The 13874-nt window shown below is 66.0% G+C and carries 14 protein-coding genes; 7 read left to right on the top strand and 7 right to left on the bottom strand.

Features of this window, described 5'->3' with window-relative positions; translation table 11 throughout:
* The first annotated feature begins 378 nt into the window (after positions 1 to 378).
* The gene (locus ASF32_RS06060) at positions 379 to 1080 is read left to right on the top strand and encodes a response regulator transcription factor CtrA (protein WP_018042682.1); all 702 of its coding nucleotides are present in this window, start codon (positions 379 to 381) and stop codon (positions 1078 to 1080) included.
* 416 nt (positions 1081 to 1496) lie between these two features.
* Here ASF32_RS06060 and ASF32_RS06055 read toward each other — a convergent pair whose 3' ends face one another.
* From ASF32_RS06055 to ASF32_RS06030, 6 genes are all read right to left on the bottom strand, one after another.
* Positions 1497 to 2372 (bottom strand): protein-glutamate O-methyltransferase CheR, encoded by an 876-nt coding sequence (locus ASF32_RS06055; protein ID WP_056424904.1) that lies wholly within the window; start codon positions 2370 to 2372, stop codon positions 1497 to 1499.
* A complete protein-coding gene (locus ASF32_RS06050) occupies positions 2369 to 3538 on the bottom strand; it encodes a chemotaxis response regulator protein-glutamate methylesterase (protein ID WP_056424901.1) in 1170 nt (389 codons plus the stop codon). The genes ASF32_RS06055 and ASF32_RS06050 overlap by 4 nt, the downstream gene beginning before the upstream one ends.
* A gap of 78 nt (positions 3539 to 3616) precedes the next feature.
* The gene (locus ASF32_RS06045; RefSeq protein WP_056425005.1) at positions 3617 to 4000 is read right to left on the bottom strand and encodes a response regulator; all 384 of its coding nucleotides are present in this window, start codon (positions 3998 to 4000) and stop codon (positions 3617 to 3619) included.
* Positions 4001 to 4023: 23 nt separating this feature from the next.
* On the bottom strand, positions 4024 to 4512 hold the full coding sequence (locus ASF32_RS06040) for a chemotaxis protein CheW (protein ID WP_056425002.1): 489 nt from the start codon (positions 4510 to 4512) through the stop codon (positions 4024 to 4026).
* 38 nt (positions 4513 to 4550) lie between these two features.
* Positions 4551 to 7265 (bottom strand): hybrid sensor histidine kinase/response regulator, encoded by a 2715-nt coding sequence (locus ASF32_RS06035; protein WP_056424900.1) that lies wholly within the window; start codon positions 7263 to 7265, stop codon positions 4551 to 4553.
* Between the two features lie 145 nt (positions 7266 to 7410).
* Positions 7411 to 8145, bottom strand: a complete 735-nt coding sequence (locus ASF32_RS06030) for a histidine phosphotransferase family protein (RefSeq protein WP_056424897.1) — start codon at positions 8143 to 8145, stop codon at positions 7411 to 7413.
* Positions 8146 to 8337: 192 nt separating this feature from the next.
* Between ASF32_RS06030 and ASF32_RS06025 the strand changes: the two genes are divergently transcribed.
* Positions 8338 to 9195, top strand: a complete 858-nt coding sequence (locus ASF32_RS06025; protein WP_056424893.1) for a 3'(2'),5'-bisphosphate nucleotidase CysQ — start codon at positions 8338 to 8340, stop codon at positions 9193 to 9195.
* 14 nt (positions 9196 to 9209) lie between these two features.
* Here the strand turns inward: ASF32_RS06025 and ASF32_RS06020 are convergent, their stop codons facing one another.
* Positions 9210 to 9686, bottom strand: a complete 477-nt coding sequence (locus ASF32_RS06020; RefSeq protein WP_244483598.1) for a YHS domain-containing (seleno)protein — start codon at positions 9684 to 9686, stop codon at positions 9210 to 9212.
* Positions 9687 to 9820: 134 nt separating this feature from the next.
* Between ASF32_RS06020 and ASF32_RS06015 the strand changes: the two genes are divergently transcribed.
* The 5 genes from ASF32_RS06015 to lysA all read left to right on the top strand — a co-directional run bounded on the left by ASF32_RS06015 (position 9821) and on the right by lysA (position 13686).
* Entirely contained in the window at positions 9821 to 10453 is a 633-nt protein-coding gene (locus ASF32_RS06015; RefSeq protein WP_056424999.1) for a DUF1134 domain-containing protein, read from the top strand.
* A gap of 235 nt (positions 10454 to 10688) precedes the next feature.
* Positions 10689 to 11435 carry a hypothetical protein gene (locus tag ASF32_RS06010; RefSeq protein WP_056424887.1) on the top strand — a complete coding sequence of 249 codons (747 nt, stop codon included), beginning with the start codon at positions 10689 to 10691 and terminating at the stop codon, positions 11433 to 11435.
* Positions 11436 to 11594: 159 nt separating this feature from the next.
* Entirely contained in the window at positions 11595 to 11867 is a 273-nt protein-coding gene (locus ASF32_RS06005; protein WP_056424884.1) for a hypothetical protein, read from the top strand.
* 139 nt (positions 11868 to 12006) lie between these two features.
* On the top strand, positions 12007 to 12315 hold the full coding sequence (locus ASF32_RS06000) for a hypothetical protein (protein WP_056424881.1): 309 nt from the start codon (positions 12007 to 12009) through the stop codon (positions 12313 to 12315).
* 96 nt (positions 12316 to 12411) lie between these two features.
* On the top strand, positions 12412 to 13686 hold the full coding sequence (gene lysA / locus ASF32_RS05995; protein ID WP_056424878.1) for a diaminopimelate decarboxylase: 1275 nt from the start codon (positions 12412 to 12414) through the stop codon (positions 13684 to 13686).
* The last annotated feature ends 188 nt before the right edge of the window (positions 13687 to 13874 follow it).

Raw genomic sequence — 13874 nt, 5'->3', positions numbered from 1 at the left:
CTGCGTACATCGGGCTTGAAGCGGTCCGTCGTCATTCATGAACGGACATTCGTTCGTTCCGGGTGCGCGGCATCGCTTGGGCGTGTCAGTTGAGATACAGCTGTCGACGAAGGCAAATCTATCAAGTGCTTAGCTGAATGTTTTCGTGTAATGCTTGCGCCGGCCCCTCACCTCTCGGGGCCGGATCGCCGATCGGTCGCAGCATCATTTTCGGAAACGTTCAATTCTGTGCTTGCCACCGAGAATCAGGTTTTGTTAACGATTAACCATTAGCGTTTCACGTCTATGACGAGGGAGCGTCCGCCACGGGCCGGTGGTGGACGAATGGCGGGGGCTTGCCCGAACGCTGAATACGGCCGGCTGGGCTGGGGACCGACGATGCGGGTACTTCTGATCGAAGACGACAGCGCGACCGCGCAGAGCATCGAACTGATGCTCAAGTCGGAGAGCTTCAACACCTACACGACGGATCTCGGCGAGGAAGGTATCGACCTCGGCAAGCTCTACGATTACGACATCATCCTTCTCGACCTGAACCTCCCCGATATGTCGGGTTACGAGGTGCTGCGCAATCTGCGTGTGGCGAAGGTCAAGACGCCGATCCTGATCCTCTCCGGCATGGCCGGCATCGAGGACAAGGTGAAGGGCCTCGGCTTCGGAGCCGACGATTACCTCACCAAGCCCTTCCACAAGGACGAGCTGGTTGCCCGCATTCATGCGATCGTCCGCCGCTCGAAGGGCCATGCCCAGTCGGTCATCACCACCGGCGACCTGATCGTGAATCTCGATCAGAAGACCGTCGAGGTCACCGGCAGCCGGGTCCATCTCACCGGCAAGGAGTACCAGATGCTGGAGCTCCTCTCGCTGCGGAAGGGCACGACCCTCACGAAAGAGATGTTCCTCAACCATCTCTACGGCGGCATGGACGAGCCCGAGCTCAAGATCATCGACGTCTTCATCTGCAAGCTGCGCAAGAAGCTCGCCAACGCCTCCTCCGGCAAGAACTACATCGAGACCGTCTGGGGACGCGGCTACGTCCTTCGTGAACCGAACGAAGGCGAAGAGCGGATCGCCGTCTGATCCTCCTCGCTTCGGAACTCGGAAAAAAAGGCCTCGCGTGAGCGGGGCTTTTTTGTTGCGGCGAGGGTTCTGCGAATCGGGACGCGGACGATACGAGAGACGGCTTAGAGATCGCGTTTCGACGAACTCGGGCTCGATGCGGAGGGCGCCCCCTCCCCTGTTCGTATCGTCCCGGCGAGGCCGAAGGAGACGTTGGCGCCTTCCCTTCCGTCAGGGACTGAAGGCGGCGCTTCTGACAAGCCGCAAGCCGTCGCGGGCTTCCGCGATCTCGGCTTGGGATCTCGTGTTGGGAGTGGCGGATGCGGGGTATCACCCGACGCATGCGATCGATCCAGGCGCCGGTCGGCCGGCCGGGGTTTCGGAAGACGGCGTCCTTGATCGATGCGCCTTCGCTGCCCAGGCCGGCAGGCCGTGAACTACAACCCCACGACCTTGCGCAGCATCGGCTGAGGCTGCGTGGCCAGGCCCGGCCGTGCCGCGCTTGGCGCCTGTCCGTAGAGGCCGCGATGCTGCGGGTGCGGCACGAGCCGGTCGGTGAGCCCGATCACGGTTTCGGCCGCGCCGAGAAGCACGACGCCATCCGGGGTCAGGCTGGAGCTGAGACGTCCCAAAACGTCGCCCTTCGTCGGCGCGTCGAAATAGATCAGCACGTTGCGGCAATAGATGATGTCGAACGCCCCGAGCGATTCGAATGGGTGCAGCAGGTTCAGTGGGCGGAAATCCACCATCTGGCGCAGGCTGGCGGAGATGCGCCACTGATCGCCCACCTGCTCGAAATGCTTGAGCAGGGATTGTACCGGCAGGCCGCGCTGCACCTCGAAATGGCTGTAGAGGCCGGCCTTGGCCTTATCCAGCACCTCGGTCGAGAGGTCGGTGGCGACGATATCCACCTGCCAGCCGGCCAGGCGCGGTGCCGCGTCCTGGATCAGCATGGCCAGGGAATACGGCTCCTGGCCCGTGGACGCCGCCGCGCACCAGATCCGCAGGCGGCGCTGGCTCGCGCGCCGAACCAGGGCTTCCGGCAACAGCACGTCCCGGAACAGATCGAAGGGCACGCGGTCCCGGAAGAAGAAGGTCTCGTTGGTGGTCATCGCCTCGACCACCGCGCGTTCCAGGCTCGGGTCACGCGGGGACTTCAGCGCGTTGACCAAATCGTGGAGGGTCGCGAGGGTGAAGCGCCGGCAGACGGGCGTGAGCCGGCTCTCGATGAGGTAGCGCTTCTCGGCACTGAGAGCGAGCCCCGACCGCGTCTTCAGGTAGCTGCGCAGGAAGTCGAATTCGAGATCGGTCATGCGCCATGCCCCGTCAGGAGGTTGCGGAGTGCCGGGCCGATCTCGCCGAGCGGTAGGACGGCCTGGGCGAGGCCGGCCTTGGCGATGCTGCCCGGCATGCCCCAGACGGTGCTGGTCGCCTCGTCCTGGGCGAGCACGGCCGCCCCCGCCTCCGTCAGCGAGCGAGAGCCGTTGGTGCCGTCGGACCCCATTCCGGTGAGGATCACCGCGAGGGCCGCCGAGCCGTAGAGGGCTGCGGCGTCGTGGAACAGCACGTCCACCGCCGGGCGGCAGAAATTCACCACCGGCCCATCGTCGAGGCGGATGGAAAGGTCGTTCCGGCTGCCCTGCAGGCCCATATGGCGGCCGCCCGGGGCGACGTAGATTCGGCCCGGCACGATACGCTCGTCGGGCTTGCCCTCCGCCGCCGGAATACCGGTCCTGGCACCGAGATGCTCGGCGAAGACCGCCGTGAAGACCGGTGGCATGTGCTGGACGATCAGGACAGGAAACTGCCGCAGGGTCGCGGTTCCGATCTTCTCCAGCACCTCGCCGACGGCGCGCGGGCCGCCCGTGGACGAGCCGATGAGCAGGCAGCGCGGCGGGATTCCCGTTCGGGTTTTCGGGCGCAGGACGAAGGGCGTCGCCGGCCGTTGGGCCGGTGCCGGGGCGCTCTGGACCGCTCCGACAGGGGCTGGCGCGGCATGGGGCCGCCGCCGGGCGCGGGCCGCCCCGAACACGCGGACCCGCTCGATCAATTCGGCGCGGAACGTATCGGAGGTGGTGACGCCGCGATTGCTTTCCGGCTTGGCAAGGTAATCGACGGCGCCGAGGGCGAGGCATCGCAAGGAGATGTCGGCGTTACGCGTTGTCAGCGTCGACATCATCACGACCTGGACGCCAGGGCTCTTGGCGAGAATCAGAGGCAGGGCCTGCGTCCCGTCGAGCTCCGGCATGTCGATGTCGAGAAGCACCACGTCGGGATCGGTGCGCGACATGGATTCCAGCGCGATCCGGCCGTTCGAGGCCGTCGCCACCACCTCGGACCCGGCTTCGCCGATCCACCGGGCCACGAGGCCGCGAACCACGGCGGAATCATCGGCGATCATGACCCGCACGCGAGCGGCGTTGCTCGCGGCGCCCCCGGTATGCGGAGCGAAGGCGGGGGCGGAGGCGGCAGCGGCCATGGAACTCTACGCTTCGTCGGGACGACGGGAAAACCTCAGCGACGATGGGGCGGGACTGGAACCCCCCCTGTCTCCGGGTCAGGCGGCGTCGGCCTGCTGGCCGAATCCAACCTGTTCGAGCTTGGCCGTGACGATGTCGCGGTCGAACGGCTTCATGATGTACTCGTCGGCGCCGGCATGCAGTGCCCGTGCGATGGCACCGACGTCGTTCTCGGTGGTGCAGAACAGCACCTTCGGCGCCAGGCCTCCGGGTGTCTGGCGCAGGACCCGGAGGAACTCGTAGCCATCCATGGTCGGCATGTTCCAGTCGAGCAGGATGACGTCGGGCATCGCTTCGACGCAGGCCGTCAGGGCCTTGGCGCCGTCCTCGGCCTCCCCGACCTTGAAGTTCATGGACTCGAGGATACGCCGCGCGACTTTCCGGATGACGGCGGAATCATCGACGATGAGGCAGTTCTTCATGGGGCTGTCCTCGATCTGGATGGTCAAGCGGCACCGGCGACGTCGAGTTTCGTTCCGAAGGCGAGCAGCGCGTCGACATCGAGGATGACGAGAAGTCTTCCATCGAGCCGGTGCACCCCGAGGGAGAGATTGCGCCAGCGGGAATCGAGGTTGATCGGCACCGGCTCATGCGTCTCCGCTCCGAGCTTTAGCACCTCGCCGACACCATCGACCACGAGGGCGAAGGTTTCGCCACCCTGTTCGAGGCCGATCGCCATCTTCTGGCTATCGTCCGCACGGTCGGCGAGACCGAGACGGCGGCGCAGGCACAGGGCCGTGACTACGCGTCCGCGCAGGTTGAGGAGGCCGACGATCTCCATCGGCGCCAGCGGGACGGGCGTCACGCCGGCGGGAATGAAGACGTCGTGGACCCGGTCGATCGCGAGGCCGAACATCGTATCGGCGACGAAGACCGTGATGAAGTCGGTGGTGGCGCCGGAATCGACGCCTTTGTTGCTGTTGGCGGCCTGCATCATGGCTCAGATTCTCCGATTCTGTTCGAAGGCCGTGTTCAGGCGGCTTTGGGAAGGCTGACGATGTCGATTTCGCTCAGGGCCGAGATCAGCCCGCTGCGGTCGAACTTCGCCACCAGATCGAGGATCGAAAGCGACCGGGCGCGCTCGATGGCATCGACGCCCACCGTGCCGGAGAGGCCGATGACCGGGAGCTGCGAGACCCGCTCGTCGCCCTTCCGCATGGCGGCGACCAGGTCGAAGCCGTTGCGGCCCGGCATTTCCAGGTCGCACACCACCACGTCGATCCGGCTGTTGTTCACCAGGGTGGTGAGAGCGGCTTCCGCGCTTCCGGCGGTGATCACGTTGTAGCCGGCGGCCTTGAGGACCGGGCTCAGCATGTCGCGGAAGAAGGCGGAATCGTCGACCAGGAGCAGCGTCGCGCTGCGCTTCTCCGGCTTGTGCGCGCCCCGCGCCCAGTCGTCATAGGCGAGCGGCAGGAAGTGGGCGATGTTGATGATCTCCGTGGCGCGGCCGCGCAGGACCGCCGAGCCGATGAGGTCCGAACGCTCGGCCGCGATCTCCACGTCGAGGCGCTCCTCGACGATGTCGATGATCTCGTCCACGACCAGGCCCATGGCCCGTTCGCCGTCCGAGAACACCACCAGCGCCTGCGTGCCTTCGCTCCTGATCTCGATCGACTGATCGGCCGGGACCAGCGGCATGAGCCGGCCACGGTACTGGATCAGCGGGCGTCCGCCGACCCACTCGATCTTGTTGGCTTCGATCTCCTCGAGCCGTGTCACGAGCGAGAGCGGCACCGCCTTGAAGCTGCCTCCGCCGCCCTTGAATACCAGCAGCGTCGCCTTTGCGTCGGCGGCATCGGTCTCCTCCGGCTCGGCATCCACCGGGATGACGCCGGTCTGCGTGCCCTGGCTGACCTGGCGGGCGATGCCGTTCGGATCGACGATCAGGACCACGGCACCGTCACCGAGAATGGTGTTGCCGGCGAAGAGCGGCAGATGGCGCAGCTTCGACGACATCGGCTTCACGACGATTTCTTCCGTGTGGAAGACCTCGTCCACGAGGATGCCGAAACGCTGGCGGCCGACCTGGGCGACGACGACGAAGCCGGAATCGATGCTGTCGGCGTTCTCCTGCTGCCCGAGCACCCCGGTCAGGGTGACGATCGGGAGAAGGCGCTCGCGCAGGCGCAGCACCGGCGATCCGTTGATGCGCTCGACCTTCTGGGCCGTGGCCTTGTCGACGCGCACGAGTTCCAGCACGGCCACCTGCGGCACGGCGTAGCGAAGGTCGCCGGCCTTGACGATGAGGGCGGCGATGATCGCCAGCGTGAGCGGGATCTTGATGGTGAAGGTGGTGCCGCGGCCGAGCTGCGTGTTGATGTCGATGACGCCGCCGATCAGCTCGATATTGGTCTTCACCACATCCATGCCGACGCCGCGGCCGGACACCGAGGTGACCGCCTTCGCCGTCGAGAAGCCGGGATGGAAGATGAACTTCGCCACCTGGGCGTCGGTCATCTTGTCGATCTCGGACTGGCTCGCGACGTTGCGCTCCACCGCCTTGCGGCGGATGGCGGCGAGATCGAGGCCCTTGCCGTCGTCGGCGATCTCGATCGTGATCGTTCCGCCCTCGTGATAGGCGGCGAGACGGATCGTGCCACGGGCCGGCTTGCCCGCCGCTTTCCGGTCGGCGGTGGATTCGATGCCGTGGTCGGCCGAATTGCGCACCATGTGGGTGAGCGGGTCCTTGATGACCTCGAGCACCTGACGGTCCAGCTCGGTCTCGGCGCCGCTCATGATGAGCTCGATCTGCTTGCCGAGTTCCGACGACAGGTCGCGAACCACGCGCGGCAGCTTCTGCCAGGCATTGCCGATCGGCTGCATGCGCGTCTTCATGACGCCTTCCTGCAGCTCGGCCGTCACATGGCTGAGGCGCTGCAGGGGAACCTTGTAGGTGGAATCGTCGTGGCGACGGGCGATCTCGAGGAGCTGGTTGCGGGTCAGCACCAGCTCGGACACCATCGTCATGAGGTGTTCGAGCGTGTCCACGTTGACGCGGATGCTCTGGACCTTCGAGGCTCCGCCCTCGGATTCCCCGGAGGGAGCGTCCGACCCGTTCTTCCGGTTGGCGCCCTTCGAGGACGAATCCTCGGCCAGCGACGCAGGTTCGAACTCGGGAGCGGTGAATTCGGGCTGCTTCGGTTCGGCCATGGCGATGGGTGCCGGCTCCAGCAGGAGCGGCTCCGACAGGTCGGGACCTTCGGCTTCGAGGAAGGCGCGCTCCAGATCGTCGAGGGAGACTTCGCCGGGCTTGAGCTCACGCACGACGGGGTCGGGGAGCTTTGTCTCGACCACGGCGGCCGGTGCCACGAACGGGGCGGCCGACATGGCGTCGAGGGCATTGATCAGGTCGTCGTCGTTTCCGGCCGGCTCGGTGCCGGCGATCTCGAGATCGCCGAGGATCTGCTTGAGCCGGTCCAGCGTCACCAGGATCAGGCTGACGGCGGGGCTGCTCACCGGCATGCCGTCGCGGAACTGGCCCATCAGCGTCTCGGCTGCATGCGCCAGCGCTTCCAGGCGCGGAAGGCCGAGGAAGCCGCACGTGCCCTTGATCGTGTGGACGAGGCGGAAAATGTTCCGCAGGATCGTCTGGTTGTTGGGGTCCTGCTCGAAGCGGACGAGTTCGGCGTCCACCGTGTCGAGATGCTCTGCGCTCTCGGTCAGAAACTCACGCAGCAAGTCATCCATTAGAGGCACTCGGTCCAGACGCGCACTAGGTTTGTGCGAAGTCCACCTTGAGGCCGACAGGTTAGTGAAGAGTTTCGAGAGAGAGACAAATCCACAAGTCGCGGCAGGATTTGATTGAGGCCTGCCGCGACAGTCGGGCCCGTGATCAGGCGAGCGAGGTTTCGGGGGGCTCGCTGTCGGAGGGGCGGGTATCCTCCACCGGGGCAGCGGCGGGGGGCGAGGCCGGCGCGACGGCGTCTACGACGGGCTCCGCGCTGATCGTCACTTCGTCGCCTTCGATCCCGAAGCGCACGTTCATCGCGGCGACACGGGCGACGAGGCCCGCATAGAACGGCAGGATGCTGTGCGCGTCCACCGCGCCGTTCTCCGGCGTTCCCGCGATCAGATCCTCCACATGGGCCGGGATGCGAGCATGCGACCCCTTCGACCTGATGACGATGGAGGGAGCCTCGCCGTCGCCGCTCACGACGACGTCGATGCGGCCGCCGCGCGGGATCGTCGTGGTGGCGATCATCACGAGGTTGAGCAGGAGCTTGACCTTGTTCTTCGGATAAAGCGCCTGCGGCGCGCTCCAGGTCAGCTGGGTCTTCTCGTCGCCGAACATCCCGCGGGAGACCTTCTCGGCATCGGCGAGGTCGATCGAGGCGCCCGCCGATCCGGCGGCGCCGAAGGCGATGCGGGCGAATTGCAGCCGCGCCGAGGCCTGTTTCGCGCTCTTGCTGATGAGTTCGAGGGCGAATTCCCGCATCGAGGTGTCGCTCTCGTCCTCCAGGACTTCGAGCCCGTTCACGATGGCGCCGACGGGGCTGATCACATCGTGGCAGACGCGCGAGCACAGCAGCGCGGAGAGATCGAGGGAATCGAGATCGACGGGGGTCATCGTGCTCTCCGCACAGGGCAATGAATGGGCCGCCGATGCGGCCGGTCCGTCGGCTCCGAGAGATGAAACCGACTGGGTGCGGCACCGATAGACGGCACAGCATGCTTTGAAAAGCGACGCGACGAGTGCGTAGGACGCTTTGAAGCCGACTCTAGAGTCGACAAGGCGCGGCTCGCAAGGCAAGACTTTCCCATGCCCCTCGATCCGCGGATGCGCGACAGCATCGCGACGACATTGACCGACATCGCCTGCGAAGCGGGCGACATCCTCCGACGACATCATGGTGGCGATTGCGCACACGTGATCAAGCCGGACGGGACCCCTTCGAGCGTCGCCGATATCGCCTCCGAAAAGCTGATCATCGAAGCGCTGAAGCAGCGTTATCCGACGATCCCGATCGTTTCCGAGGAATCCACCCACGACCTGCCGCCGGCCGACCTGTTCTTTCTGGTCGATCCATTGGACGGAACGCGCGATTTTCTCGCGGGAAACCCGGATTACAGCGTCAATATCTGCCTGATCGAAGGAAACAGGCCGGTGGCCTCGGCCGTGGCCGGTCCGGGTATCGGCCGCGTCTGGGGGGCCGGCGTCACCGCGTTCGAGGCGGTGATCCATCGCGGGCGACCGACAGGGCGGAATGCGATCCGGGTCCGGAAAGTACCGGAGGACGGGCTCGTGGCCCTGGTCAGCCGCCGCCACGGCGACACCGAGACGGAGGCCTGTCTCGCCGGCCTTCCCATCGGTCAGAGGCGGGGCGTGGCCTCGGCCCTGAAATTCTGCCTCATCGCCTCGGGCGAGGCCGATATCTATGTCCGCTGCGGCCCGACCATGGAGTGGGACACGGCCGCCGGGGATCATGTGCTGACCACGGCCGGCGGCAGGGTCGTCGTGCCCTCGGGGCGCGAGATCACCTATGGCCATTACCGCATCTTCTACCGCAACGGCCCTTTCGCAGCCCTTGGGGATCCGAGCTATACCAGCCGTCTCGGACTCCCCGATCGCGGGCCCAACCTGAATACGATCCGGGAGGGTCACACCGCGCGGCCCTGACCGGGGCGCCCGTGTCAGCGGGTCACGCCGTCCTCCGTGAGCGACTTCAAGCTCGGCCACGTCTCTTCCGCCACCCCGATGATGGCGGGAGACGCCACGACCTTCGCACGATGTTCAGAGTTGCGGAACAGGTAGAGCGCATCTCCCGTCGGACCGGGCAGGATCGCGAAGACCAGCGGGTCCGTATCGACGATCCGGCCATCGACGATCCCGATCGGATCGTAGCCGCCGAGACGCGGTGCGTAGACCGACGGCGCATCCCGGAACGCCGCGAGATTGCTCGCTTTCGAAAAGCGCCAGGTCCGGTTCTTCCAGACCCATTCGTAGGTGGCTTTGCCGGCGACCGGCTGGCCTTCGGGGTCAAGGAAGTAGCTCACCGCGTCGAAACCGTTGAGGGCGATCAGCCCCTGCCCCGCCGAGGCGCTTCGAGGTGCGGCGAGGCACGACGCCAACGCGACCGCCCCGAAGTTACGCCGCGTTAACCCTATCATGCGGTACTTCATGCTCGACTCGGCGCGACGCAAGCTCGTCTCTCCGCTCGTCCCGGACCGGATAAACCCATTCGCCAGAATGTGGGTGATCGGGACGGATGTCGAACCATTGATGGGCGAACATGGAGCTCCGGATGACAGATCCTTCGAATCCCCTCTCCGCATCCGCCGAGCCCTCGCCGCTCACCACCCGTCGGCGCGTTCTGAGCCTCGGCGTGGCAGCCGCCGCGCTGTCGATCGCCGCGTCCGTCGCCCCGGCTCTGGCCTTCGACGAGCCGCCCCCCGGCCGTTTTCGTCCGGCCGAGATCGTGGATAACGGGCATAAGTTCTTCGGCTCAATGTCGCGCGGCCTCGCCCTCACCGTCGAGGAAGCGACCCGCCGTTGGGGCGAGCCCAACGGCTACATCCTCGGGCAGGAAGCCTCCGGCGCCATCGTGGGCGGCGTCCGCTACGGCGAAGGCACACTCTATACCCGCAATGCCGGGCAGCGTCGGATCTTCTGGCAGGGACCGTCCATCGGGTTCGATGTCGGCGGCGACGGCGACCGCACGATGATGCTCCTCTACAACATGCCCTCGGTCTCCGGCCTCTACCGGCGCTTTGCCGGGGTCGACGGCTCGGCCTATTTCATCGGCGGGTTCGGGATGACCGCCGTCACGAATGACGGAATGGTGGTGGTGCCGATCCGGACCGGCGTCGGCGCGCGCCTGGGGATCAATGTCGGCTACCTGAAGTTCACGTCGAAGCCGACTTGGAACCCGTTCTGATCCGCCCGGCTCGGTCGGCGGTGGCTTGTTCCAAGCCGTTCAAAGGATTGGTCTCGCATGGGGGAAATGGTTTAAAGACGTTCATGCCGAGGTCTGTCGGCTCGCGAGCCTGGCCTATGCAAGCCCGCGGCGGCGTGCCAACGCGAGCCTGCTTAGACCGTTGAAATCTCGCAGGTTTCAAGGCGCAGAACCGGTGACCACTTTTGCGAAACCTGCTTAGGAAGAGCATGCCCGCGTGATCGAAACCGTGATGATCTTCGCGCTCGGCTTCCTTGCGGCGAGCCTCTGCGCCCTCATGGTCCTGCCGGCCGTGAACGCCCGAGCGATCCGTCTCTCCAAGCGTCGGCTCGAAGGGCTCGTCCCCCTCTCCGCCTCCGAGATCGCCGCCGAAAAGGATTTCCTGCGCGCGCGTTTCGCCGTCACCCAGCGCCGTCTCGAACGGAAGGTGGAGGCCGCACGCGCGAGCCGCCATTCGGATATGGCCGCCATCGGAGCGCGGACCCTCGAGATCGCCGCACTGGCTCGAAATGTGGAGGAGCGGGATGCCACCCTCGCATCCACGAGAGCGACCCTCGACGGCGTCGAACGCGACCTCGCCACCGCTCGCGCGGAAGGAACCCTCAGCCTCGCCACGCTCGAAGTCCTGGAGAACGCCCATCGCGATCTCATCGATGATCTCCATGCGCTACGCAGCCCAGTGGCATCGTCGGAGACCGTGGAAGGAGACACCGCCAGCGACGAACCCGCGCCGGATCTCCAAGCCCGCTACGTAGCGCTTCTGGAGGAATGCGAGGCGCTGCGAGCGGCACAGGTGCCTCAGGCCAACGTGCAGCAAGACCAGGAGATCGCCGTTCTTCGCCAGCGTATCGTCGAGGTGGCGGATTCGCTGCTGAGGCAGAACCGACTTCCGTCCGTCGATGTTTTCCCCATGCCCGGCGCGCAGGCCGGCCCTGTTCCGTTGAAACAGGCCGAACGGGTCTGAACAGCCGCCGAAGCCTGACAGGCTTGTTGCAGGTCATGGAAGCTGTGGCGTAGAAGCCGCGTTGTTCATGGGATGACCACCGGCGTGCCTTGTTTCGACCATGCATAGGCATCATCGGGTTCGTCACATCTCCACTGTCTGAGACGGATCTCGTTCCCTATGGCATTCAAGTCGACTTCGCTTGCCCTCGCTCTCGCCACCATGGCCGTGTTCTCGTCGGCGGCGGCTTTCGCTCAAGCCGCTCCCCAGACGAAGCGGGGCAACGAGACGTTGAAGAAGTATTGCACCGGCGATTACCTCACCTATTGCGGGAACCTCTCTCCCGACGATCCGGCGGTGGACAAGTGCTTCCAGACCAACTGGACCAAGCTGTCCGAGAATTGCCGCCGCGCGATCGACGCTTACGAGAAGACGGGCGGCAAGAAGGGCTGATCAGCCCGGCTGACACGTAGGTTTGATCCCCTTCCCTGAGGCCTCCGGGCCTCAGGCTGCACAAAGCGTGGCCGTTGCGCTCGCATCGGCGAGCGGCAGCGGCTATGATGCCGCCGCCTGAGGTGCCGGACCCGCGTTGATGTTGTTTCGTTCCCGACTGACGTTGCTCCTCGCTGTGGGCTGCGTGGCCCTCGCCGGTTCCGGCTGCGGCCGGCGCGGTGCCCTGCAGGCCCCCGATACGCGAGCACCGGTGCAATCCTCAGGGATCGGCCTCGGGGCGTCGCCGGTAGCGGATGCGACCGCGGTGGCCGATGGCGACGACCTCGACCCGACTGCGATTTCCGGTACGCCCCAAGCGATCTTCGAGGCTCCCGTACAGACCTCGAGGGGCGTCAAGCGCGGCTATACCGTCCCCAAACAGCCCTTCATCCTCGATCCGCTCCTCTAGAATGACGCGGGCCTGACGTCCGTCCCGACGGGGCTATGTCGGGCGTGCCGTCTTCTGTCAGGTTCGCGTTTCGGGATTCGCGTCCCAAGGCCCGCCATGCACCATTTCCAGTATCGTGACGGCCGGCTGGCCGCCGAGGATGTCGACCTGACCGGCCTCGCGGCCGAGATCGGCACGCCGTTCTATTGCTACTCCACGGCGACGCTCGAGCGGCATTACCGCGTCTTCGCCGAAGCCTTCGCCGGGGACGACGCCCTCGTCTGCTATGCGATGAAGGCGAATTCCAACCAGGCGGTGCTCACCACCCTGGCCCGTCTCGGGGCGGGGATGGACATCGTCTCCGAGGGCGAGTTGCGGCGGGCGCTTGCCGCCGGCGTCGATCCGCAGCGGATCGTGTTCTCCGGCGTGGGCAAGACCCGCGAGGAGATGGCGGCGGCCCTGCATGCCGGCATCTACTGCTTCAACGTGGAGAGCGAGCCCGAGCTCGAAACCCTGTCCGAGGTGGCCTCTTCTCTCGGGGCGACTGCTCCGGTCTCCGTCCGGGTCAATCCGGATGTGGATGCCGGGACCCATGCCAAGATCTCCACCGGAAAATCCGAGAACAAATTCGGTATCCCCATCGGACGCGCGGCCGAGGTCTATGCCCGCGCGGCGTCCCTGCCGGGTATCGCTGTGTCCGGCGTCGACATGCATATCGGCAGCCAGATCACCGATCTCGCGCCCTTCGCCCATGCGGCCGGGCTCCTGGCCGAATTGGCGCGCAGCCTGATGGCGCAGGGTCACCCCCTGCATCACATCGATTTCGGCGGCGGTCTCGGCATTCCCTATCGCGAGGACAACGCTCCCCCCCCGGAGCCCGCCGCCCTGGCGGATATCCTGCGCCCGCATTTCCGGCCCCTCGGCCTGCGCCCGGTCTTCGAGATCGGCCGCATGATCGCGGGCAATGCCGGCATCCTCGTGACCCGCGTCCTCTACGTGAAACGCACGGAGGGCCGGACCTTCGTCATCGTCGACGCGGCGATGAACGATCTGATCCGCCCGACGCTCTACGAGGCCTACCACGCCCTCCGTCCGGTCATCGAGCCCGGTGCCGACACCCCCCGCCTCGTCGCCGACGTGGTCGGGCCGGTCTGCGAGAGCGGCGACTATATCGCGCTGGCCCGGGATATCCCCGATGTCGCACCGGGCGACCTTGTCGCCGTGATGACCGCGGGCGCCTACGGGGCTGTCCAGGCCGGAACCTACAACACCCGCCGCCTCGTGGCCGAGGTTCTGGTGAGCGGCGACCGCGCGGCCATCGTCCGGCCGCGGCAGACCTACGACGACCTCATCGGCCTCGACCGCGTGCCCGACTGGCTGCGGTCGGACTAAGCAGGTTTAGTAAAAGTGGTCACCGGTTTTGCGTTCCGAAACCTGCGACACTTCAAAGGCCTAAGCGAGGTGAAGCGTTGGCTCGCCAATGCGGACCTGCTTGGCCGCGCACCCGCGATGCGGGTGGGCCGATTTGACCCGATCGCAGCGCGCCGCCACCATGCTAGGCTGACATGGCGGGATGCCTG

Source organism: Methylobacterium sp. Leaf91 (assembly GCF_001422815.1).
GTDB lineage: Bacteria > Pseudomonadota > Alphaproteobacteria > Rhizobiales > Beijerinckiaceae > Methylobacterium.
This window is presented reverse-complemented; position numbering and strand designations above follow the sequence as displayed.

Coding starts and splice junctions, on each gene's coding strand:
- ASF32_RS06060 (WP_018042682.1), top strand. CDS start 379: ATGCGGGTACTTCTGATCGAAGACGACAGCGCGACCGCGCAGAGCATC.
- ASF32_RS06055 (WP_056424904.1), bottom strand. CDS start 2,372: ATGACCGATCTCGAATTCGACTTCCTGCGCAGCTACCTGAAGACGCGG.
- ASF32_RS06050 (WP_056424901.1), bottom strand. CDS start 3,538: ATGGCCGCTGCCGCCTCCGCCCCCGCCTTCGCTCCGCATACCGGGGGC.
- ASF32_RS06045 (WP_056425005.1), bottom strand. CDS start 4,000: ATGAAGAACTGCCTCATCGTCGATGATTCCGCCGTCATCCGGAAAGTC.
- ASF32_RS06040 (WP_056425002.1), bottom strand. CDS start 4,512: ATGCAGGCCGCCAACAGCAACAAAGGCGTCGATTCCGGCGCCACCACC.
- ASF32_RS06035 (WP_056424900.1), bottom strand. CDS start 7,265: ATGGATGACTTGCTGCGTGAGTTTCTGACCGAGAGCGCAGAGCATCTC.
- ASF32_RS06030 (WP_056424897.1), bottom strand. CDS start 8,145: ATGACCCCCGTCGATCTCGATTCCCTCGATCTCTCCGCGCTGCTGTGC.
- ASF32_RS06025 (WP_056424893.1), top strand. CDS start 8,338: ATGCCCCTCGATCCGCGGATGCGCGACAGCATCGCGACGACATTGACC.
- ASF32_RS06020 (WP_244483598.1), bottom strand. CDS start 9,686: ATGATAGGGTTAACGCGGCGTAACTTCGGGGCGGTCGCGTTGGCGTCG.
- ASF32_RS06015 (WP_056424999.1), top strand. CDS start 9,821: ATGACAGATCCTTCGAATCCCCTCTCCGCATCCGCCGAGCCCTCGCCG.
- ASF32_RS06005 (WP_056424884.1), top strand. CDS start 11,595: ATGGCATTCAAGTCGACTTCGCTTGCCCTCGCTCTCGCCACCATGGCC.
- ASF32_RS06000 (WP_056424881.1), top strand. CDS start 12,007: ATGTTGTTTCGTTCCCGACTGACGTTGCTCCTCGCTGTGGGCTGCGTG.
- lysA (WP_056424878.1), top strand. CDS start 12,412: ATGCACCATTTCCAGTATCGTGACGGCCGGCTGGCCGCCGAGGATGTC.